At 50.7% G+C, this 23,032-nt stretch carries 15 protein-coding genes and 1 tRNA gene; 5 read left to right on the top strand and 11 right to left on the bottom strand.

All coding sequences use genetic code 11. From position 1 onward, the window contains the following. Positions 1-105 precede the first annotated feature (105 nt). The 4 genes from DFR60_RS03390 to DFR60_RS03375 form a co-directional block, all read right to left on the bottom strand. A complete protein-coding gene (locus DFR60_RS03390) occupies positions 106-1,461 on the bottom strand; it encodes an ABC transporter substrate-binding protein (RefSeq protein WP_110321647.1) in 1,356 nt (451 codons plus the stop codon). Between the two features lie 446 nt (positions 1,462-1,907). Then, positions 1,908-4,676, bottom strand: coding sequence for a DUF8487 domain-containing protein (locus DFR60_RS03385; RefSeq protein WP_110321646.1), 2,769 nt, complete (start codon positions 4,674-4,676; stop codon positions 1,908-1,910). A gap of 131 nt (positions 4,677-4,807) precedes the next feature. After that, positions 4,808-5,680, bottom strand: coding sequence for an AraC family transcriptional regulator (locus DFR60_RS03380; protein ID WP_110321645.1), 873 nt, complete (start codon positions 5,678-5,680; stop codon positions 4,808-4,810). Between the two features lie 24 nt (positions 5,681-5,704). Continuing rightward, positions 5,705-6,586, bottom strand: coding sequence for an AraC family transcriptional regulator (locus tag DFR60_RS03375; protein ID WP_243004968.1), 882 nt, complete (start codon positions 6,584-6,586; stop codon positions 5,705-5,707). Between the two features lie 131 nt (positions 6,587-6,717). Between DFR60_RS03375 and DFR60_RS03370 the strand changes: the two genes are divergently transcribed. Continuing rightward, entirely contained in the window at positions 6,718-9,990 is a 3,273-nt protein-coding gene (locus DFR60_RS03370) for a tetratricopeptide repeat protein (protein WP_110321644.1), read from the top strand. A gap of 164 nt (positions 9,991-10,154) precedes the next feature. On the opposite strand, the gene DFR60_RS03365 is transcribed toward DFR60_RS03370, so the two are convergent. From DFR60_RS03365 to DFR60_RS03350, 4 genes are all read right to left on the bottom strand, one after another. Beyond that, positions 10,155-10,227: transfer RNA gene (locus DFR60_RS03365), tRNA-Ala, on the bottom strand. Positions 10,228-10,385: 158 nt separating this feature from the next. Further along, on the bottom strand, positions 10,386-11,678 hold the full coding sequence (gene murA / locus DFR60_RS03360) for a UDP-N-acetylglucosamine 1-carboxyvinyltransferase (protein ID WP_110321643.1): 1,293 nt from the start codon (positions 11,676-11,678) through the stop codon (positions 10,386-10,388). Between the two features lie 108 nt (positions 11,679-11,786). Beyond that, positions 11,787-14,264, bottom strand: coding sequence for a hypothetical protein (locus DFR60_RS03355; protein ID WP_110321642.1), 2,478 nt, complete (start codon positions 14,262-14,264; stop codon positions 11,787-11,789). A 125-nt stretch (positions 14,265-14,389) separates the two neighbouring features. After that, entirely contained in the window at positions 14,390-14,644 is a 255-nt protein-coding gene (locus DFR60_RS03350; protein ID WP_002605050.1) for a helix-turn-helix domain-containing protein, read from the bottom strand. Positions 14,645-14,803: 159 nt separating this feature from the next. Between DFR60_RS03350 and DFR60_RS03345 the strand changes: the two genes are divergently transcribed. The 4 genes from DFR60_RS03345 (at position 14,804) to DFR60_RS03330 (ending at position 18,468) form a co-directional block, all read left to right on the top strand. Continuing rightward, positions 14,804-15,007, top strand: a complete 204-nt coding sequence (locus DFR60_RS03345; protein ID WP_110321641.1) for an N-acetyl-gamma-glutamyl-phosphate reductase — start codon at positions 14,804-14,806, stop codon at positions 15,005-15,007. Between the two features lie 186 nt (positions 15,008-15,193). Then, positions 15,194-16,066: a GNAT family N-acetyltransferase gene (locus DFR60_RS03340; protein ID WP_167437501.1), complete on the top strand. Its 873-nt coding sequence runs from the start codon at positions 15,194-15,196 to the stop codon at positions 16,064-16,066. A 214-nt stretch (positions 16,067-16,280) separates the two neighbouring features. After that, entirely contained in the window at positions 16,281-16,901 is a 621-nt protein-coding gene (locus DFR60_RS31215) for a hypothetical protein (protein WP_207659494.1), read from the top strand. A gap of 661 nt (positions 16,902-17,562) precedes the next feature. Beyond that, entirely contained in the window at positions 17,563-18,468 is a 906-nt protein-coding gene (locus DFR60_RS03330; RefSeq protein ID WP_110322050.1) for a DUF2156 domain-containing protein, read from the top strand. Positions 18,469-18,483: 15 nt separating this feature from the next. On the opposite strand, the gene DFR60_RS03325 is transcribed toward DFR60_RS03330, so the two are convergent. Genes DFR60_RS03325 through DFR60_RS03315 form a run of 3 tightly spaced genes read right to left on the bottom strand, consistent with a single transcriptional unit; the run spans position 18,484 to position 23,015 of the window. Then, a complete protein-coding gene (locus tag DFR60_RS03325) occupies positions 18,484-19,881 on the bottom strand; it encodes a glycoside hydrolase family 5 protein (RefSeq protein WP_110321639.1) in 1,398 nt (465 codons plus the stop codon). 16 nt (positions 19,882-19,897) lie between these two features. Next, positions 19,898-21,529, bottom strand: coding sequence for a sulfatase family protein (locus tag DFR60_RS03320; protein WP_110321638.1), 1,632 nt, complete (start codon positions 21,527-21,529; stop codon positions 19,898-19,900). Between the two features lie 4 nt (positions 21,530-21,533). Next, positions 21,534-23,015, bottom strand: a complete 1,482-nt coding sequence (locus DFR60_RS03315; RefSeq protein WP_110321637.1) for a sulfatase — start codon at positions 23,013-23,015, stop codon at positions 21,534-21,536. Positions 23,016-23,032 lie beyond the last annotated feature (17 nt).

The raw sequence follows: 23,032 nt of genomic DNA, 5'->3' as shown, positions 1-23,032 counted from the left end.
TGCATTTTACGTTTTGCTCCTGTTTGAACGATTACCAGTATACTGGCATGAGCCGCCGTGATAATCAGGAAAGCTGCCATTCCCGGCAGCTTTCCCTTAATCGTTCTATTTTAAGGTCGCGCCCGGAATCAGTGTCTGGGTCTCTGTTTTCAGTATTTCCAGAGCCTGATCCGCTGTCATGGATGAATTGGCAGTCATCTGGGCAGCCACACTTCTCAGAGCGGTCTTCACATTTGCCTCATGCCTGGTCTGAACCTGGCCCTGAGTCGTAACGGCGATTGTATTGATAAAGTAATCAGCCAGCTTCTGGCCGCCGAAGAACTCATCATACTGTCCTTTTTCTGAGAAGAAATAGGAATTCTCATCTTCATACGGCGCCTTGAAGCCTGTCATGAAGCCATATTGCTCGTATGCTTCCTTCACACCGTCTCCCGTACAGTAGACTTCCTGGATATACTCCCATGCAGCTTCTTTATTTTTACTTCCTGAATAAATACTTACCGATGTACCGCCGTATGTATATCCATTTCCCGGAGCCTTGGTCAGTCCCCAGTTGCCGGAACCATTGGGATCGTTGCTGGCAATTCCCCATTTTACACTCCATGGAGCGCAGGGGTAGAACATAATCTCTCCCGATGAATAGCTGTTATTGTATGCCGGTGTATTATCCTCCTGTTTTCCCAGAAGTCCCGCCTGGTTAAACCGGGCTGCCGTTTCCAGAACGGATTGATACCGTCCTGTAAGGTCAACCGTATCTCCATCGATATAATTGCTTACATTCTGGTTCACTAAAATACCATTCAGAAATATTGTCATTCCAGGGAATATCGTTACCTTGCCGCCGCTCTTTTCCCTGATCTGCTCACCAACTTCAAATACCTTGTCCCAGTCGGAAATCATGGCGCTTATTTCGTCCGGATCATCCGTTCCCAAATATTCTTTGGCCAGATCCCTGCGGTATGCAAAACCGCTCGGACAGATCTGCTGTTCCACGCCGTACAGTTCACCGTTTGGCCCTGCTCCCAGCTGGGTAACAAAGTCAAACATCTCATCCGCTTTTACATTATACGGTTCTTTATAGAGGTCATCCAGAATACCTAAATCGAACACTTTGCCTCTGTAACCGATCTCACTCAATATGATGTCGGGGGCGCCGCTTCCGCTGGCCAGAGCGCTCTGCAGCTTCTGGAAGTAATCGTCCGTCGAGACTACCAGCGTATCAAAATTTACATTTGGATGGCGCTCATGATACCACTCCGTCATATGAGTCAGATGGGCTTCGTCCCAGTCCCAGATGGTCAGAGTCACTTCCTCTCCGTCTCCGCCCCTGGTATCAGATAATGTACTTTCTTCCGCAGCCGTCGTTTTTTTACCGTCACCACTGTCAGAGCTTTTGCAGCCGCTGAGAGACGTCATCACCATGGCCGCTGTAAGCAAAATAGCAAACATTCTTTTCTTCATAACAATTACTCCTTTCCTTCTCCTCGTTACGAGCACTTAGAGGCTGTATTCTGGTCTCTTACGTGCGATACATGCCACTGTCACTCTTCGGGCGTCCTTTGGACGCTTAGTGCAGCGGCTTGTAAAACTTGTCAACAGTTACCATTTCTTAATTTTTTGCTGAACCCTTGAAGGTTCCTGCCTGCTTTGAATAAAACAAGTATATCATCATTTATGCACAACAGAAATGATGTATATTTCCTTTTGATGGATTATTTTACACTGCTCCGTTTTTTGAAAGTGTCATTTATTCGTCATTCTGCTCATTTATAAGATATTTTTTCTTACTATTTTAGTATTATAAACGATCGCGGTCCCCCTCTTTTCACGAGTCGCCACACTCAGAGAAGGGCCATCTCCCATAATCCGGGAGACAGCCCTTTTCCTCTAAATACCGCGTACTATATTTATCTTACCAGTTCCTCAATGATCTCCGCCTCCATACTCTGTTCAGGATCAAATCTTTCTGAGTCCATATAACGGTAAATGGCAGACAGAAGCGCCCTCGCTTCGGGGTACTGCTGCAGCTCCTGCAGTCCCAGAGAGGAAAGCATCAGTTTTCCGTTCCCGCAGCGGCATTCCATCAGCTGGATCATGGGACGCATATAGGCATAGCTGTCCATCTCCGTGATAATCGCCTTCATCGGCTGAGGCAGAATGACCGCCCGCTGGCCGGCCATCGGCCACCACTGCCAGTTTGTATGAAATTCCGTAGGAAATTCCTCAAATATAGGGTGTTTCTCATCAATGAGCTGCCCCATGCCGCCCTCCTGAGCAGCGAAATTACCGACAGACCAGAAGTCTGTAGTAAACTGAGCCCGAATGGAGTGGGGCAGATTCTCTTCTCTGGAAGGCGGTGTCAGGTACACACGCCCGCCTGCCTCCAGAACTTCTTTCGCCCTGCTGTCCAGACGCCCTGTCTCATAGACGGATTCAGGACACACTGGATTTTCGGCAGGATAAACCCATACCGGATATGTATTGCTCATCTCTCCAATTCTTACGGTCAAATCGAGGCGGGCTGCTTTTTTAACCATATTCAGCGGAATTTCCAATGTCCCGGCATGGCTCAGCTCTCCCATCCGGCAGTCAGCTTCGGGCAGCGTCCCTTCTACTGAGATTCCGCTTCCTTTTAACTCATACACAGGTCTTTCACAGACATCCTTTTTGCCGAAATTCGCCGCCAGAATGTCCGCCTTCAGCACTTCATCCGCGCAGTACGTATACTTTTCCATCTGTACCAGAGGAAGCTGGTCTCTGAAGAAGGACTGGAACAGCTCTGGTCTGGCGAAGGGATATGGCTTGGGCTGCATATGGGAATTCATCATGCCTACAAGCGCCGTCCCCTGTCCCGGGAAATCCTGAAGCCCCAGGAGTGAAATCCCGGACAGCTCTTTCGTGCGCATGGCTGCTTCTATCTCCTCCCGGTATCCAATGCGGGAAAGCTCCCCCGATGCCTCCACATACCGTTTCCACACAGGGGAAAGCCCCAGCATGTCCGCTTTTTCCTGGATTATACGGAAATTTGCCGGATCAGAAATTCCCTGGAAAGAGGTCAGCTCCTCAAAATCCGGAAGGACCTCAAACTGTCCCACCTCAAAGCTGAACACAGGCTTTTGGAATGTCTGCCGCAGTTTCTCCATCGAAGCGTCATAATTAGTTCTGGTATTGGGGTACTGATTATTAATATACCCGCGGATACGCCCGGTCTTCTTCTGCGGCTCTGCTTCTCCTGCAAAGGTTCCGCGCAGAGGCGCTTCAAAATAAGACTGGGACGTATAAAAGTCGCTGTCCGGATCACAGCCAATTCTTCCATAATGTACGTTGGATCCGTTCGCGTACAGCCGCGTGCTGTCCAGAGCGCGCGCCTGCTCCAGCATACGGCTCATCCGCTCACGCCCCGTCTCGCCGGTACACAGCTCATTGCCAAAGGTAAGCATAACAAAAGAGGGATGATTGGCCAGCCATCGGATCGTCAAGGCAAGCTCCTGCTGGTAATAGGAAAAGCTCTCCCCGGACTCAAAGGCGTCATTGGGATTCCAGTGGGACAGTTCCGGCTGCATCATCATACCGAGCCGGTCAGCCGCCGCAAACGCCGCTTCCGATGGGCAGTGAGAGTGGAAACGGACGCAGTTAATTCCATAAGCCTTGTAAGTATTCAGAATGTCTGTCCATTCTTTTTCCGTCATAGGCGTATAGCCGGTTTCCGGGAATTCCGCGCAGTTTGCCTCGCTTCGCAGGAAAATGGTTCTCCCATTCAGAGCGAGTCTTCCCTTTCCATTATCCCCGAAATCCCGCACTCCAAAGGTCACCCTTTTTTCTTCATCTCCGGTCAGCAGTGCCGACAGTTCATACAAGTTGCCTTCATATTCATCCCAGCATTTTACATGTTCAGCAAGAGGAAGTCCCTCTATTCTGAACTCATTCATACCCTCCGATAACGTGACGGGAATGGTAATACACGTCTCCGCCAGAGCTTCCGACCGAATCGTCAGAGTACCATGCCATGCACCGTCCGCCTCCGACATACCAGTGCCGCCCTCCATACCGGCAGCCCTCAGCCCCATCCCGCTCACAGACAGATCGGCTGCCACCGTAAGGGTCTGCTGCACAGGGTATACCCGCAGCGACGATAAAAAGACCTCTTTTTCCGTGCGAAGCCTCACGTATCCCAGAACTCCGTTCCAGTTGGTCTGTGTCTCATCCGTGGCCGCCGAGGAAAATACAATGGCATCATGGGGCAGTCCGGGATAGCTGTTATCCGAAACAAGGGTCAGCTCTGTATCCTCACCCAGCATTCCCGTCACCTCAAACACCTGAGGCGTATTGATGGATGCCGGAATAAAATGAGGCACCTCATTGCCATCCACCAGCAATTTCAGGCAGCGTGATCGCTCCGCCTCCAGAAAGACCCGTTCCCCCTCCTCCTGTTTAAAGGATATTCTGCGGGAAAAAAGCGCCTCTCCTTCATACGTATACTTTCTGGTAAAACGCGTGGCAATGGGCGCATCGGGATTAAACCCTTCGCCGCCATTCTCTGCGTCAGAATGCCACTGATTCAGACCCAGATCCTTATGCCCCAGCCTGTTTTCATCCAACGTTCCCGGCAGTCTGATATCCCCCTCTGTTCCGTCACTTAAAACCGCTTTCCAATTCCCCTCTAATGAATAATACATGTCCCGCTCCTTCTGCTGAAATACTTAAGCCTTTTTCTGTAACTGCTGCAACTGTTTTTACTATACTATAAACAAAAGCAGAAGTATTTCCTAATGTTGCGGAATTTGTTTCAAAAAAATGCGGTTATTCCCTATGCCATACTGTTGCGGTACTCCGTAGGTGTAATCCCCATTTTCTTCTTAAAAGCCGTGCAGAACGCGCTCTCACTGGGAAAACCCGCGTCCAGACCTATGTCCTTTACCGAAAGGCCGGTGTTCTTCAGCATATACTTTGCCGCGCTGATTCTGATATTTACGATGTATTCGTGAGGCGTAAAACTGGTATAGCTCTTAAACATGCGGATAAAGTGGTACTGGCTGAGCATCGCCTGTTCGGCCAGCGTCTGAATCGTAATTTTTCCGGTAAAATGCTCATTGATATAAGAAATTACATTTTCCATTCCAATAGAATCCCCGTCCCACACGGAGACTCTCCCAACCTTCCTGGATCCGGGACGCTCCGCCTGATCCATAAGAAGAGCGGTCCAGATGTCGGTCAGCTGCTTGGACAACAGCGCCTCACGTATGGGCCTTCCCTGTGCAAAGGTCTGATAAATGGCCGTCATCTTATTCAGCACAGGATAATCATCGACAAGCGTAAAAATATTGCCCAGATAAGACACCGTCAGATCGTAATACGCCCTGGCCATTTGCCCGTCAAAATGACACCAGATGCTCTCCCATCCCGTGTCTGAGTAATAGGCATGAGGGCGGTAACAGTCCAGGAGGACAAAACTGCCCATACCGGCCGTCTGCTTTTTCCCCTCATATTCCAGTATAAACTGCCCTTTTTGTACGTACATCAGCAAATAGCTGTCATAGGAGGTCCTGCGCAGCTCGTAATGGGGTTCATAAATAAAGTGTCCGGTGCATATTGGATAGAAAAATGTATTTCGTGCCACCGCACTGGGAGAATAAACAAAATATTCAGATTCCGGCGCGATCCGGTTTTCGTTTACTTTCACGCAGCATTCCTCCCTCCAGTCCCGTCATTCTTTATAATGAAAATAGTCGCTGTTTTTATATTCCTTCGGCGACATCCCCACCACATTTTTAAATACACGGGAAAAATAATACTGGTCTGAGTACCCCAGATTCTGAGCCACTTCATAGATGTACATGTCGGTGGTGCGCAACATGGCACACGCCTTTTTCATCTTCAGATGTATAAAGAAGTCCAGAGGCGCATGGCGGGTATATTTCTGAAAAATAGAATTCAGGTAACTCCTGGACAGCTCAAATTCATCCACAATCATCTTAAGCGTAAGATTTTCATTCAAATGCTTGTACATATACCGAATCACATTGGTCACGTGCCGGTTCTGTTCCTGGGTCGAATTGTGCTTTTCCCGGTCGTAGGTCTCCGCCAGAATCAGGGACAGGACCTGTGAAATATAGATGAAATTACCCAGAGTATAGTTCGCCTCCAGAACCCGGAACAGCAGTTCAAACAGAAACAGCATGCGGTTCGTGGCATTCTGAGAGTTCAGTTTTACCACACGATACTCCATCAGGGGGAAATACTGGACGTCCTCTCCCTTAAAATGCACCCACAATATACTCCATGGATCTTCCTCACACGCATAGTAACGGTGTCCCGTAAACTGCGGAATACAGAACGCCTCATTTTCATGGAGCACATATTTGCCGCCCGCTACTTCAATGGTACCACTGCCCTCCATGCAGTAAATGAAGATAAATTCTTCAATTCCATCTCTTCTCTCCCGGTAATGGTGCGCCGCACAGGGGAAAAATCCCACATCGGTCAGATACATTCTTCTTACCTGAGGATGCTCCACATAATCCCGGAAGGATTCCGTAGGAAGCACAAACATCCGCTCTCCCTTAAACCCGTCTCTTTTCCATCCCATAAAATTATCCATGAATCGAGAATATCATATTTGCGGAATATTGTCCATCTTTATTCATGATAAGGCATTTCTATTTCTATTTTTGCCATGATAAAATAGCGTTATAATTAAAGTAGAAAGAGGGATTTATTATGGCAAAACATGTAAGAATCTGGGAGGAGGATTGTATCATCCCTACCTATTCGATGGCTCCTCCGGAAAAAAGTCCTTTATTTATTGAAAAAAGAGCTTATCAGGGAAGCACGGGCAAGGTATATCCCCTTCCTGTCACTGAAAAGGTATTGGACGATAAAAAGGATGTATCCTATCGTGCCGTATATCTGGAAAACGAATATCTAAAGGTCTGTGTGCTTCCTGAACTGGGCGGCAGGATTCAAAGGGCCTATGATAAGACGAACGGGTACGATTTTGTCTATTACAATCATGTGATCAAACCCGCCCTCGTCGGGCTCACCGGACCATGGATCTCCGGCGGAATCGAATTTAACTGGCCCCAGCATCACAGGCCATCCACCTACTCACCAGTCGATTATACATTTACCTCCAATGACGACGGTTCCTGCACCATATATGTCGGTGAGACGGACAAGATGTATGGCACAAAAGGGATGGCCGCTATCTCCCTTTATCCGGGAAAAGCCTATATTGAAATCAAAGGCCAGCTTTATAATCATACGGATCTTCCCCAGACCTTTTTGTGGTGGGCAAATCCCGCAGTTCCGGTTAATGATGATACATTTTCCGTCTTTCCTCCGGATGTACATGCAGTCATGGACCATGGAAAACGGGCTGTTTCCACATTTCCCATCGCCACAGGTGAGTATTACAAATGTGACTATTCCGCAGGTGTGGACATCTCCCGCTATAAGAATGTAAAGGTTCCGACATCCTACATGGCCGCTCACTCCGATTATGATTTTATCGGAAATTACGACGAGAATCTGGAAGCGGGACTGCTTCATGTCGCGGATCACCATGTCTCTCCAGGCAAAAAACAGTGGACCTGGGGAAACGGCGACTTCGGCCGTACCTGGGACAGGAATTTAACAGAAACCGACGGACCCTATATTGAGCTGATGACCGGCGTCTTCACCGACAACCAGCCTGATTTTACATGGCTGAAGCCTCACGAGGAAAAGACTTTTGTACAGTATTTCATGCCATATAAAGGGGTGGGACGGGTAGGAAACGCCACCAGAGAGGCCGCCGTAAGCCTGTCTGAAGGCACGGATGGGACTGCCGTTCTAAAAGTTTACGCGACCGGCGTATATGAACAGGCAAAAATCCAGGTTACACAGAAAAATCCCCAAGCCCTTCTTTATGAGAGCACCGCAGACTTAAGCCCGGAAACTAGCTACGCAGCTTCCTTCCCCGCGCCGGACAGGCTGAGCGGCTGCACCGTGACGGTTTCCTGTGGGAATAAAGTATTAGTGGAATACACCGTCTATGAGAAACAGCCCGAGCCGATACCAGAGCCGGCGGAACCGATGAAATCCCCGGAGGAAATGAAGTCCACGGAAGAGCTGTATCTGGCCGGGACTCATTTGGAACAGTACCGTCACGCCACCTTTGAACCTGCGGATTATTATCTGGAGGGGCTGAAAAGGGATTCCACGGATATCCGTCTGAACAACAGCTACGGTCTTCTGCTCTATAAGAGAGGACGTATCAAAGACAGCATCCCTTATTTCCGGGCTGCCATTAAAAAGCAGACGTGGAAGAATCCGAATCCCTATTCGGGAGAGTGCTGGTTTAACCTGGGTCTGGCCCTGATGGCCGACGGACAGAAGGAAGAGGCTTACGATGCCTTCTATAAGGCCACCTGGAGCGCAGAAACACAAAGCTCCGCCTTTTACTGGCTGGCCTGTCTGGCCTCGGAGAAGGGCGTGTACGAGGATGCACTGGATTTCGCCTCTAAGTCCATGCTCAGAAACTGGCATAATATGAAGGCCCGATCCTTAAAAGCGGCTCTCCTTCGCAAGCTCGGACTGGATCCCTCCGCCCTGTTAAAGGAAAGTCTTGAGATTGATCCGCTTTATATGAGCTGTCTTTATGAACAGGCTGTATACGACGGCCGCTTTGACTACTGGAAAGAAAAGATGCGCGGAGAATCCCACAATTACCTGGAGGTCTCTCTGGACTATGTAAATGCCGGCTTCTATGAGGATGCGCTCTGTGTTCTCAATGCCTGCAAAGACAGCAATCCCATGTGTCAGTACTATCAGGGCTATATCCATACCAGACTGAACGATCCGGATAAAGCCATATCCTGCTTCACCCAGGCGGAAACGACCTCGCCGGACTACTGTTTCCCCAATCGTGTGGAGGAAATACGTATTCTGGAAACAGCGGTCGGGTTACTGCCTGAGGCGCCCATGGCTCACTACTACCTTGGAAACCTGTTATACGATAAGAAACAGTATGAATCCGCGATCGCCCACTGGGAGAAAGCCGTGGAACAGAAAGACTCTTTAGCCTTAGCCCACCGGAATCTGGCCATTGCCTGCTATAACAAACTGCAGGATGGAACCAGGGCTGAAAAGGAGATGAAAACGGCCTGCGCCATTGATCCTGATTATCCGCGTTTTCTGTTGGAATACGATCAGCTGGCGGCCAGACTGAACCAGTCTAATACAGAGAGACTGGAACGGCTGGAGTCCCGGCCTGATCTGGTCCGTGACCGCGACGATCTGTATCTGCGCTATATAACCCTGCTGAACTGTACCGGGAAATGGGAGGCTGCCCTGGATGCGCTTTGCACCCACCGTTTCCATCCATGGGAAGGCGGAGAAGGCAAGGCAAGCGCCCAGTACCGTTATGCGCTGATCCGGCTGGCTCACCGGGAGCTGGAGGCAGGACGCCCTCACGATGCCCTGACCTGTTTGACAGCGACGCTCTCCTATCCGGAAAACCTGGGTGAGGGAAAGCTGCCCAATGTGCCTGACAATGAAGCACACTATTACATGGGAATCGCTTACCGTCAAATGAAAGAAGAAGAAAAAGCCACTGAGTATTTTCTCCTGGCCGCCTCGGGTCCTTCAGAACCGGGAAGCGTACTATACTATAACGATCAGCCTTCGGACTTTATTTTCTATCAGGGTCTGGCAAATCTGGAACTGGGACGGCCCGAAGCTGCCAGAAAAGCATTCCATCAGCTGATCTTTTATGGAGAAAAACATTTATTTGATCAGGCAGCCTATGACTTTTTTGCCGTATCCCTTCCTGAAATTGAGGTTTTCCAGGATGATATCCAGCTGCGCAGCACACAGTACTGCAATTATCTGCGGGCGCTCGGAGCTCTGGGACTGGGTGAAAAGGAGAAAGCAGCCGTACTCTTCCGGGGACTGCTGGAGAAACAGGCCGACTATCAGGGCGCACTGGCCCTGCTCGACAGAGTGGAGTAGACAAAAAGAGTGTCACATCAACGATACCGGCTGATGTGACACTCTCTTTTTTTGCAAGGCGTACAAAATCATTTCCTCGGACAGCTTTCTGCATAAGCAGGCAAGTATAGGCTTTCCGATCACGCATAAAAGAAAAAGGCCTGGTATCTACCAGACCCTTACCGTGGAGCATATGGGATTCGAACCCACGACCTTTCACATGCGAAGCGAACGCGCTCCCAGCTGCGCTAATGCCCCTTACCTTGCACAGTATAGCACGATTATCCAAATTTTGCAATCCTGTTTCTGCACGATTATTATATCGATTCATAACAAGAGCGGCCGTATTGAAAATCAAATGACCTGTTTTCAACACAGCGCTCCTCCCTTTTCCCCTTACTGCTGTTCTAACTCACTTATCCGACCTTCAATTTGAATTTCTTCGCGTCTTTTTCGGAATCCACTTTTTCAATCATCGCGCCGAGCCCCTGAAGCTTCTCTTCAAAGCACTCGTAACCACGCTGTATATATCCGATCTCTTCCACAATCGTATAGCCATCCGCCGCGAGTCCTGCGATCACAAGCGCCGCTCCCGCACGCAGGTCAGGCGCGTTCACAGATGCTCCGGTAAGCTTCTTGACGCCATCGATAACGGCTACGTTGCCTTCTACCTTTACGTTGCCGCCCATACGGGACAGCTCATCTACGTAGCGGAAACGATTTTCAAAAATACTTTCGGTTACAACACTGGCTCCTTCAGCAAGTGCAAGTGTCACCGTCATCTGCGGCTGCATATCGGTCGGAAATCCCGGATACGGCAGTGTCTTGATATCGGTATGTCTCTGAAGTGTCTTGCCTACCACGCGCACCGCGTCGTCAAACTCCACCACTTCACAGCCCATCTCAAGAAGCTTGGCTGAAATAGCCTCCAAATGCTTCGGTATCACATTCTTTACGGTAACGTCACCGCGGGTAATCGCCGCAGCGCACATAAAGGTGCCCGCCTCGATCTGGTCTGGAATAATGGAATACTCCGTGCCGTGAAGCTTTCTTACACCCTTGATACGGATGGTATCCGTACCGGCTCCCTTGATGTTGGCTCCCATACTGTTTAAGAAGTTCGCCACGTCAACCACATGGGGTTCCTTCGCCACATTCTCCAATATGGTCTGTCCTTCTGCAAGGGTTGCCGCCATCATGATATTAATGGTCGCACCCACAGAGACCACGTCCAGATAAATATGGCTGGCAACTAAATCGATGGCATGCGCAATCACCGCGCCGCGCTCGATCTTCACTTCCGCACCTAACGCGCGAAAGCCCTTTAAATGCTGGTCAATCGGCCTGCTGCCGATGTTGCAGCCGCCCGGAAGCGGTACCTGAGCGCTCTTATACTTGCCCAGCATAGCCCCGATAAAATAATAAGAGGCTCTGATTTTACGGATATATTCGTCATCCACGGAAACTTCGTGGATGTACTTCCCATTAATACGGACGGTATGTCTGTCAATACGCTCAACATCAGCTCCGATTTCCTCGATGGCTTCCAGTAATACATTGATATCCCTGACGTCAGGAAGATTCTCGATAACAACGTCTTCGTCCGTCATGATGGAAGCAGCAAGAATACCCAGGGCAGCATTCTTGGCTCCGCCGATGGTTACTTCTCCAGCCAGCGGATTGCCGCCTTTCATAATATATTGTTCCATTCCACACCTCTGATTATGATCTAATCTATTACAAATTTATTAAGTTTTTCTTTTGTGTCTTTAATGATTATAACATATCCTGCGGATTTGTAAAGAGAACGCACTTTCTTATTCCGTAAAAACGCCGCAGACGAAGTCATTTCCGACATTTGAAAAATACTGAGAGGCGTCGTTTAAGCCCATTTTACGGGCTTCCTTTGTCGTTGGGTTATAAATGGTTACATTATACTGATCGTATCCGCTGATCAGCTCGTAACCGCCGTTTTCCGTATAGACGGCCACCGGACAGCCCTTGCTGATAAAGTACAGAACCTGATTTAAGATACAGCCGCGGGCATCCAGCATCAGGATTCCGTCATCGTAATGCATGCTTCCGCTGAATTCGTCCATATGGCGGATCAGCAGGGCTCCCTTGTTCTCCGGATCCTTGATGCTGCGGGCAGGCGAACGGTTTACACGGTTCCAGACGATCTCCTGGTTTTTGTCCGTCACCACGCCCATCTTATCGTATGCCAGATTCAGCGCCTCCGTAAAGCTCCTGCTGCTTCCCAGATAATGGCCGGCGCCATAGGCGTAAAACAGACTTTCTGATGGCCCTGCATTTGACTTTAACTCCACCACCTCGGCGGACTCATATGCCATCTTCTTCGGTACGGAAACCTTCACGTCATGAGACGCGGCCTCCTTATCGAGCTGCACAAAATACAGCTTTCTCCGGTCTTCAGATGCGTACCAGCCGATCCCCTTTAACGGATCTTCCTTCAGCTCCTCATTGCAGACAATAATATCATCTTTTAATTTCGTATAGGACTGCTCTCCAGTCCCCGCGATCTTCGTCAGACGAATCCGGTTCTCCTCCACCTCCACATCGGCAATATACGTATCGGGATACTCGTACTGGTTGACGATCGCTCCCGTATCGTCCATGATCTCCAGGCGGTACATGGGGGCATCCTTTACACGTCCGTTTTCAATCCACATATCGCCTTCCCTCGCCAGGCCATAGATGAAATCATCGCCGACAAAGCCCAGAGGCCGGCAGAGACTGCCGTCTTCCCCGGTAATCTCCTTCTTGCTTCCCGTGTCTAAGTCCATCAGATGGATCACCCTGGAGCCGTAGGGATCACTGCCCTCCTGCCATGCGAAACGCCGTTCGCTTCTGCTCACCGCGAAGCTTCCATCCGTCAGGGAATCTGCCAGAACCATATATTCGTTGCTGTTTAAATCGATGCCGTAGACAGCGTGGTCCGCCATCATATACAGCATACCGTTGCTTCCCAGATGGGCCAGCTTATCGATGTCATCCTTCAGCATCTCAAAGGACTGGGTCACAGGCGTAAAAAATTTCTCTTTAATGGCGTTCTCGTCACTGCTGTACTGGTACATGGCGATTCCCATGGCCCCCTCGTGAATCCCCCGGTTCATATATCCGTAAACGATAAAATTCACATCGCCGTTATCGCCGATGGACAGAATCCTGATATCGTGCTGGTCGTAGCCGTTGCGGATCTCATCTTCGTCACCGCTGCGGAAGGAGAATATCTTGACCGCCTTCTCGGAGGACTGGTCATAGGACCACAAGTCTCTGTTGACCACATATGCGATATGGCGTCCATCCGGACTCGCTTCCGTCCGGACTTCACTGTCATTCATGATCCCCAGCATAATACGCTTGCCGGAAAACAGATCGCGCTGTCCGGAAAAAATCTGGTTGGTATTTCGCTCAAAATCCATCAGATAAATGCGCTTGCTGTCCCACTTCATGGTGAAATCATCTTCCACCTCGTAAAGCTCGTTGATTCCGTTTTCCGCAGTCCTCGTTATCTGGTAATCCAGGCGGACAGTACACATAATTCCGTCTAAATCCTTCAGAGTCACACGGATATCCCCGACAGGCTTTACGTCCAAGCCGGCCCAGGTAAGCTGGGAAAAGCTGGAACGTATGGTCACGTGACCCAGAGAGCTGTTGTCCTCCGTCGCATTTGTCTCCAGATACGTCGTCAGCTCTCTCGCCTGATCGTAGTCAAAGGTCTTCGTGGTGAAGTTTACGGCAAAGTCTATCATATCCCTGACATTCTCATTGTCCGTCCACAGAATACGGGTGTAATAGCGGACCTCGCCCTGTTCCGCCGTGTCCAGAGAGAGGATCAGCAAATACTCCCTGTCCTTGGACAGAAGATTCTGAATAGGAAGCACAGCCGTCGTCTTCCCATCCGCCGTATCCCATTCAGTCAGGCTCGTGCGTTCCACGAGGCGCTCCAGATTCAGACTTCTCACCTCATAACTGATGCCGCGTATGCTGCCGCCAAAGTCCGCGATCCGGATATTTAACGCGCGGTCAGACGGAAGGACGGTAAGCGAATCTCTCGCCACCGCCTGCTTCATATCCTGCGTATAACCGTGCAGAAAATTAACGTCTCTCCCGAACATGGTGGCCGAGACCACCGGAAGAGCCGCCTCATCCATAGCAGTATAAACAATGGAGTCAGGTTTTTCCGTTCTTTTCTGATTCCACACAAAGTAGATTGCGATCGCCGCTATAAATATAATAAATAGTATTCCTATCTTTTTCCCTAATCGTTTCATGTCAGACTTCCTCTATTTTCCCTATGTTTCCCTTTTATTCTATACAATATCCAACAAAACTACAACTTAAAACTTTATTAACCTGCAGCCGGGAAGGGGGATAAAGCCGGCATTCTCCGAAAATATCAGGATTTTCTTTGATCCGGAATCGGTACAAAGAACTCGCTGTAGTCAGCTCCGAATATCCGTTTTAACGCCATCATTTCCGTGGCCCGGATATTCGCCAGGCCGACTTCGATTTTCGCATAATTTCCCCTTGTTATGTTGCACTCCATCAACTGCAGCCGCGCCACAGTTTGTTCCTGCGTAAGTCCCGCCCGTTTCCGTAATTTTCTGATATTATAACCGATTACAATATCCTGTTTAATCTTCTGCTCCATCCTGTTTTGCTCCTTATAACGAACATTTTCAATTGATTCTATCTTATCCAGGTTCTATAATTGCTCTATATACGGAGCAATATTCATTTACTGTTTTAATCCAGTCATATTTTGTCCGTTTATGTAATATATTAGTGATATAGAAAGGATTGATACGGCATGATAAGAAAAAACACGGGGGAACTCACACCAAAAGAGGAAAGGGAGCTGCTGCAGGAATTTGAATGTGTGGACAGGTATTGTGACACGGTGATACCGCCTGCTCCAAAAGGTGAATTCGAAAAAATAATTGCGGAGATGAAAAAAAGGAACATTGTTCCACAAATCAGGGAGGAATTAAGAAAAAGATTGGGAAGATGGTGAAATCTGCAGCGGCTGGCCATTTTACAGTCCATATACATAAAATATTTGACATCACATGATCCGGATTCTATACTATAAGTCTGAAAGCCGCAGCAAAAAACTGACTCTGTTTTCTGAAGCGCGGTTGATAACAACGAGTTAATCCGGCGCATGTGCCATTGTGCTGCACTGTGCGGAAAGGATGGGATGATGACTGACCGTTATATACTGGACAAGTCTGTAAGGGGAAACGACGCAGTTCGGGCATCCTACAATGAACTGACGGCGAAAACATTCGGATTTACGTTTGAAGAATGGTACCGCCAGGGGTTCTGGACTGACAAAAATGTCCCTTATGCGCTGCGTGATGGGACGAAAGTGATATCAAATGTATCCGTCAACCCCATGGATATCCTGTGGAATGGGGAAATGCGGAGGTATGTGCAGCTGGGGACTGTCATGACGGATCCGGAATACCGGGGCAGAGGGCTGGCGCGTATTCTGATCAGTGAGATTTTAAAAGACTGGTGGGACCGGTGCGATGCCATGTTTCTCTTTGCCAATGACTCCGTTCTGGACTTCTATCCCAGATTTGGCTTTATCAGGGAATCCACGTATCAGTTCCGCCGGCGGGTGATTCCCAATCCCGGCGGCATGAGAAGGCTGAATATGGAATGCAGTGCCGACAGGGAACTGCTTCGTTCCTGCTATTTGAAATCCAATCCTTTTTCACAGATGACAGTCGTAAACAATTTTGAGCTTCTAATGTTTTATTCTATCAGTTTTATGAAAAACTGTATATTTTATTTGAAAAAATTTGGTGCGGTTATAATAGCGGAGTATGAGGATACGGTTATGACGTGTTACGATATCTTCTGCGATCCCTATCAGGAACTGGAGGCCATTCTCTCCGCGGCAGCAAAAGAAGACACTGAATTTGCAGATCTGGGCTTTTCGCCAGTATCCAGGGACACCTGCGTTCCCACGGAAGAAGAGGAGGACACGCTCTTTTTGCTGAAGGGGAAAGAAAATATATGGAAGGGAAGGCAGCTCACCTTTCCGCACCTGTTTCACACTTAGAGCATGTTTGAACATTGCTTTCCGCCAGAGACGTTACAACGGCGATGACAGCGACAATGACAGCGGCAACGGCGACCCAGCAGATCTACGACCAGCCTCGCAGACGTAACACGGAATAAGGCCCGGGATATCCTGTAATAAAAGGAAATCCCGGGCCTTATCCCATATCCTGCTGCCGTAATCCCTGATCCGTTATCCAAGGTCAGTCCAGGAGGTGATTCTTTCAGAAAAGCGAAGCTTTAAAAACAGAACCCTGTACGGCACCGTCTGCGATGCATCTCATTCAAAAGCAGAATCTTTACAATATCATTCAGCCAGTTATTTCCCGGATTCTGAGGCGGGCGCGGTGGTTGCGGCTGCGGACGTGGCGGCGGTCCCCATGGCGGCGGCCCCCACGGTGGCTGCGGCTGCGGCGGGCGTGGCGGCTGCGGCGGACGTGGTGGCTGCGGCGGACGCGGTGGCTGCGGCGGACGTGGTGGCTGCGGCGGCTGCGGCGGACGCGGCGGCTGCGGTGGACGCGGTGGCTGCGGCGGACGTGGTGGCTGCGGCGGACGTGGCGGCTGCGGTGGACGTGGTGGCTGCGGACCGGGTGGCGGGCCCCATGGCGGCGGGCCCTGCGGCGGGCGCTGACCTGACGGTGGGCGCTGGCCTGACGGCGGGCCCCATGTCGTCGGAGTCTGCGGTACTACCTGCTGCATTCTCCAATCCGCATCCTGGGTGTTCACGCTGTTTACCTCGTACACTTCTACTTCTTCCACCTCTTCTACCGTTTCCGCAGTCTCTTCTCCCGGCTGTTCCGATGTATTCTGCAGTCCAAGCTCTGCTCCGTTTATAATTCCGTCCTCCAGAATCTGGCGGCATACGGAATCGCACACCTGATTCACCATCAGGCGGTCCGGAAATTCATCATACAGCGGACTGTTTTTATAATCCAGACGATCGCAGGCTGCCATCACGTATTCCTGAATCCGCTTCATATGTCCCGGATACATTCCCTGCAGATACTCTAAATCCTGTAACATATGTTCCCTCTGCATCTTCGGCAGATTCTCCATAGCGCTTCTGTCTCCGTACAGCATATACGGCTCCAGCACCTGGAAGTTATTCCCATAAGTATGCTCTAAATTATCCTGCACAGCGGTTATCACTCCCTGCTTCTTTCTATACATAACCATCTTATGCGCATTTTATCGGGATGTGATGGGAAAAACATTTTTTTCCTGTTGCTGCTCTGTTTACCGGTATTTTCCCCCGTAACAGTTCAGCCTCCGCTCCCGGCTGCTTCATCTGGGAGCGAAGGCTGAACGTCTCTAAAGAAAGGCCAATCTGCCGTTCTGAATGATCTGCCATAAAAAAGCAGTGGATTTCATCCCACTTTTGTCATATAATGGCCTTTTGGAAAATCAGGCTGTCCACATAATTACAGAATGGCAAATGCCTTATCTGGAAATGATAGGAGAATAGCAAGAACATTGAACGATAAAGTGAGGAAATATATGGAACTGCAATTTAAAGATCTGGACTCCAGCGCGCTGAAGACGCTGGCACCCCTTTTTACCTTCAGAGAAAACAAGACCTGCGACAGCGTATTCTTAGGCCTTTTCCTCTGGAAAGATTACTATCAGGTACGTTACGCGGTCGGAGATGATAATACGATCTTCCTTCGTATTGCCGCGGACGGAAAGGAATACGCGGCCCTTCCCATCTGTAAAGCGGCCGGCCTGTCCCATTCCTTCGATGTGCTGAAGGACTATTTTAATCAAACCCTGGGATTAAAGCTAAATATCTTCCTGGCCGACGAGGCCGCTGTCCGCCTCCTGAACCTGCCGGAGGACGAATTCGATGTCGAAGAGCTGGAGGATGCACGTGACTACTTATATTCCGGCGATGCCCTTCGTTCTCTCGCCGGCCGAAAGCTGCACAAGAAGAAAAATCTGGTCAACTCCTTCGTCAGGACCTGGGAGGGACGCTTCGAATACCGCAGGCTGACCTGTGCGGAAGGCGCCGAGATCAAGAGTTTTCTCGCACGCTGGGGTGTCGCCAGGGAAGAGCGCATGGAAGGCCAGCTGGAGCATGAGATTCTGGGCATCCATGAGATTCTGCGCTGCTGCTCTCTCCTCGATATCACGATGGCCGGAGTCTATATAGACGGTACCCTGGAGGCATTTACCATTGGCAGCTGCAATCCCCTGGAGCAGATGGCTGTCATACACATTGAGAAGGCCAATCCTGAGATAAAAGGGCTGTACCAGTTTATCAACCAGCAGTTTCTCATCCACGAATTTCCTGACGCCGTCCTGATAAACCGCGAGGATGATCTTGGTGATCCCGGTCTGAGGCAGGCAAAGCTGTCCTACTGCCCCATAGACTTCGCCCGCAAATACAGAATCCGCCAGCGATAAATACCTTCGCAGAAATTAAAGGGCATGTATGCGGCGGACCGAAGGTCCGTCATCCCCGTTCCCCCTCCCGCTCTCCTTAAGCGCGTTGGCGTAAACAGCCAAAAGCTCCTGATACGCTTTATAATAACCGCAGTTTTCAAACAGAAAAGATTCCGGCATATGACGGATTTTCTCCCAGCCCCAGGCCCGAAGCTGCGGTTTTAATAGCTGTTCCTTCTGAAGCGTATACAGAAGCGCGCGCTGGCGGAACTGGAGCCTGTATTTCAGCGCCTCATCGACCTCTCCCGGAAAAAGAGCGCACATGGTCTCCACCAGAGACTTCCCCATCTCCATTTCCCTGTAATGGGTCCATTTTGTCCGCATTTCCCCTGCAAAGCTCATCCATTCAGAGTCATCCCCCGGATATACCAGCCCCATAAACTGCGCATCCTTATAGCACCATAAGGTCCAGGATACGCCATACCGGCAGAATAAGCCCAGCGTGTCCTCCACCATCTCCATCACATGCTCCAGGCTGTGACCCGCAATGTCGTACCCGGCCTCGCCGCAGAGCAGCGGACGGTTAAAGGGCAGCAGGCCATCAAGCATGGTGCGGAAACGCTGTTCAAACACCTTTTGCCTTTCGCCCCGCGGATAACCCGGATCACATAAGTCTGCCTCCCAAACGGTGGGATAGAAATGGAAGGTCAGTGCCGTCTGCTCATCTCTGATTTCCTTTAAACAGGAGAAATCCATGGCAAAGGAATCCCCCTCCAGGAAAATAATATGGTTCTCATCCACCTCACGGACCGCCGCCGTCACCCTCTCATAAAACTGCTGAAGCTTTCCGTCCGCCGCCGGCATGAGAAACGGCTCGTTTAAAAGGTCGTATCCCAGCAGATACGGCTCATCCCTGTAACGGGCGGCAATATCCCGCCACAGGGATATGATCTGCTGCTGAAATACATCGTAATGCCAGAACGCAGGCGTTCCCGTCTGATTATCAGAATGCCAGTCCGGATTCTGCCCGCCCGGAACGCTGTGCAGATCCGGAAGAAGATAGATCTCATACTTACGGCAGAAGCCCAGCAGACGGTCAAAATAGCGGAATCCCTCTTCCTTCCGCAGCTCCATATTCTGATCATCCAGAAACAGTCTGTAGTTAAACGGCACACGGATCAGGTTGATGCCGGTATCCTTCAAAAGCTTAAAGTCCTCCTCCGTGCAGAAGGAGCAGACGAAATCATCAAAGAACCGGGCCGACCGGGCCGGTCCGAACACCTCTGTAAATGCTTCCTTCATTTGTTTTTCCGGCGTCGGGATTCCAAGCATAAAGTGTTCCAGATTCAGCCAGCTCCCGATGCCCAGCCCGGCGAACCGTATGCTCTGTCCCTGATAAATAAATTCATTTCCCTTTACTCTTACAAATTCCATGGTTCCTCCTCGGTTTTTACTCACCTGTTTCCTGTCTCCATCCAAATTCCAGCTTCTCCATTTCTTCCAGCAGCCGGTCTGTAAATTCCTGTCCGCCAGGCGTTAAAACGGTTTCTGCCGCCTCCTTCACACGCATTTTCCTGACTCGTTCCCAGTTTTCGCTCTCCACCAGTCCTTCCGGAAGCAGTTCTTTCATCATTTCAGAGGTAAATGGATGGCAGACGAGGTCCTCCAGCACTGCCAGCGCCCCCAGAGAGATGGTGGTGTGGCCGAATGACGGCAGAATCACCGGTTCCCTCTCTCCGGCCTCCGCCATTCTCCGAATCAGCCTGGTTCTCATTTCCGCCCGCACGGCCTCGTGCTCCGGCGAGCAGACCAGATTGACGAGTTCAGCAGGATCCTGTTCCAGATCGTATAGATACTCTTCCCGGTACGTGTCCGCTCCCGCATCGAGCCATGGCTTCCTGTCGTACGCGCGGACGCTGTATTTCCAGCGTTCCGTCCGGATGCACCGTCCCACCTGGCTCTCGCTGATCTGCAGAAACACTTCATTCCGCCACTTCTCCCGCTTCTTCTCGTCCAACAGCTCCTGAATCGGACGGCCCTTCATGCCTTCCGGTACTGTCACTCCCGCCATGGTCAGAATCGTAGACGGCAGATCGATGAGGCTGACTAGCCCCCCTTCTCTCTTTCCGCCCAGAAAAGCGGTGCCGGAGGCGTCTTTTCCATATATCACCAGCGGAATATGAATGCTGCCATCATGGCAGGAGCGCTTATATTCCACGGTCCTCGTCTTGAAATGGGATCCATGGTCGCTGGCATAAATAATAACCGTATCATCCTCAAGCCCCATTTCCTTCACACACGCCAGAACTCTCCCAAGATTGTAGTCCAGCCGGCTGCAGCACCCCAGGTAATCGGGATACTGGGTCTGCCAGTCACTTCCCCAGTCTCCGGGCGCAAACGCCAGGTCTTTTGGCGCATTAAATCCTGCGAACCGCTCCTTCGAGCCTTCCGGCCCCTCAAAGCGCCGGTGGTCATTCTGATGGTGGGGTTCAATATGGGAGAGGAACAGGAAATACGGCTGGTTCTTATCCCATGTCCTCATATAATCCAGGGCAAAACCGGTTACCCCGTCAGTCCGGTATCCCTCAAACTCCACCCGCCGGTTCTCCGCATCAAATAGAAAGCCGCCGTAACCGTGTGAGGTGGCCTCCAGCACATCCGAGGCGACCCAGTAATCGTCATAGCCGCCCCGCCGCTCCTTTGGAACTCCCCGGCAGACGTATTCCACACCGGGCTCCAGCGGTTCATTAGAATCACCGCCGGTGGAGGCGAGATGCCATTTTCCTACGTATCCGGACCGGTATCCGGCTTCTTTTAAGTAGTGGGCCAAAGTCATTTCCCCATGAGGCAGGGCGATGTTATTCCTGTAACAGCCCAGTTCCGTGGCATACCTCCCGGTCTGGAGACAGGCCCGTGCAGGGCCGCATACTGGCTGACAGGTAAAGGCATTTTCAAAGCACACGCCCGCCTCTGCCATCCTGTCCAGATTCGGGGTCACCGGCATACGCTGGCCGTAGCATCCGGCCGTATCCCAGCGCTGCTGGTCAGAAAAGAAAAAGATGATGTTGGGCTTTCTGTCCATTTCCTCAAATCCCCCTTTCCGACAGCCCGAGGCGCTCATACTGTTCCAACGGCGCCTGGGCCTCTTTCATTTCCGCGGCCAGCTTCCTGCACATGGCCGCCTCCAGCTCTTCGTCCTCTATGGGATGCTCCTGGGCGTAGTCCTGCTCAAGATCGCAGAGGCAGGAGTCTCTTATAAAGCTTAAATCTCCCATGCAGTCCGTTTCATTGTGAACCGGTATACGGTAAACCGGGTATCTCGTATGGGGAAGAAAACGCCCCATCTCCATTTCCGTCGCGTACTCTTCACCGAAGAACCGGCACAGCGTCGTCGGTACGGCACAGTACTGGTAACACGGCTTATTGTCCGGCCTTGCAGGCGCCCGGAAGTACGTATAGCGGCCGTCGTATACATTGACCGCACGGCCGAACCAGCCATAGATTACCGCTTCCCTGGAAGGTGTGTGCCGCAGAATCATCTCTGACAAATCCCTTCCCTTTACGGTTTCCGGAACCGGAACAGCGTGGTGCGTCAATATTGTCGGCATCAGATCGATGTTCTGAGTCAGCTGTTTTCTATGCTCTCCGGCACATTCTCCTTGAGGCATTTTTACGAAGAGGGGGATGTGAGCCATCTCATTATACGCGTGCATATAATTTTTTCCGGTAAATCCGTGTTCTCCCAGCATATGACCGTGATCCGTGGTCAGGATCACCAGGGTATCCTCATACAGCCCATTTTCCTTCAGGGCATCGAGGAAACGGCCCAGCCACCGGTCCGCCATGGTCATGGTCGCCAGATAGCATTTCCGCAGATGGCATACGGCCTCCTCCGGTTCTGTGACAGGGGCATACCCCGGCCAGTTGAACTCCTTTCCGCTGTAATCATCCTCATACAGTTCATGGTAGGCGTCCGGTGCATCGAACGGTTCATGAGGGTCGAACGCCTCAACCATCAGAAAGAAATTATCCGCTCCCCGGTTCTCCTTGGCCCAGCGGCAGGCGGACAGGAAGGTGGCCGGAGTCGGATACGTCTCCTCCCCGCGCGCATATTCCTGCCGGTTTAACAGATGCTGGACCGATTTGCGGCCGTAGGCCTGCGGCTCTCCAAATGGGGGATTCACCCTCGAAATCCAGGGATCATTCTCCTGGCCGCGGTGGTAGTCCCACGTATCGAACAGGGAACAGTAGTTTTCCCCACCCAGTTCAAAGTAATGGGCGTGGTCCGTGGTAATGTGGGTATAGACCCCATGTTTCCGCAGTTCTCCCTGAAGCGTCCGGTCGAAGGGCTCCATTCCTCCCCACCCGCGTTCCAGAAAATTCATACGGCCGGTGAAAATATCCCGCCTGGCCGGCATGCAGGGGGCGGAGGCAATAAAATGATTATCAAACCGGACTGCCTCCTTTGCAAATGCATCCATGCACGGCGTAATCCCCTCCGCATTCTCATCATAGGATTTCAAAAATCTTCTGTTTAATGTATCCATAAGGATCAATACGGTTCTCATGTTTTTCCGGTGCCTCC

The organism is Hungatella effluvii, from assembly GCF_003201875.1.
GTDB classification, from domain to species: domain Bacteria; phylum Bacillota; class Clostridia; order Lachnospirales; family Lachnospiraceae; genus Hungatella; species Hungatella effluvii.
Note: the sequence above shows the minus strand (reverse complement) of the source record. Positions and strands in the feature narration are given on the sequence as shown.

Coding starts and splice junctions, on each gene's coding strand:
- DFR60_RS03375 (WP_243004968.1), bottom strand. CDS start 6,586: ATGGGATGGAAAAGAGACGGGTTTAAGGGAGAGCGGATGTTTGTGCTT.
- DFR60_RS03390 (WP_110321647.1), bottom strand. CDS start 1,461: ATGAAGAAAAGAATGTTTGCTATTTTGCTTACAGCGGCCATGGTGATG.
- DFR60_RS03370 (WP_110321644.1), top strand. CDS start 6,718: ATGGCAAAACATGTAAGAATCTGGGAGGAGGATTGTATCATCCCTACC.
- DFR60_RS03345 (WP_110321641.1), top strand. CDS start 14,804: ATGATAAGAAAAAACACGGGGGAACTCACACCAAAAGAGGAAAGGGAG.
- DFR60_RS03315 (WP_110321637.1), bottom strand. CDS start 23,015: ATGAGAACCGTATTGATCCTTATGGATACATTAAACAGAAGATTTTTG.
- DFR60_RS03320 (WP_110321638.1), bottom strand. CDS start 21,529: ATGGACAGAAAGCCCAACATCATCTTTTTCTTTTCTGACCAGCAGCGC.
- murA (WP_110321643.1), bottom strand. CDS start 11,678: ATGGAACAATATATTATGAAAGGCGGCAATCCGCTGGCTGGAGAAGTA.
- DFR60_RS03385 (WP_110321646.1), bottom strand. CDS start 4,676: ATGTATTATTCATTAGAGGGGAATTGGAAAGCGGTTTTAAGTGACGGA.
- DFR60_RS03330 (WP_110322050.1), top strand. CDS start 17,563: ATGGAACTGCAATTTAAAGATCTGGACTCCAGCGCGCTGAAGACGCTG.
- DFR60_RS03340 (WP_167437501.1), top strand. CDS start 15,194: ATGATGACTGACCGTTATATACTGGACAAGTCTGTAAGGGGAAACGAC.
- DFR60_RS03325 (WP_110321639.1), bottom strand. CDS start 19,881: ATGGAATTTGTAAGAGTAAAGGGAAATGAATTTATTTATCAGGGACAG.
- DFR60_RS03355 (WP_110321642.1), bottom strand. CDS start 14,264: ATGAAACGATTAGGGAAAAAGATAGGAATACTATTTATTATATTTATA.
- DFR60_RS03350 (WP_002605050.1), bottom strand. CDS start 14,644: ATGGAGCAGAAGATTAAACAGGATATTGTAATCGGTTATAATATCAGA.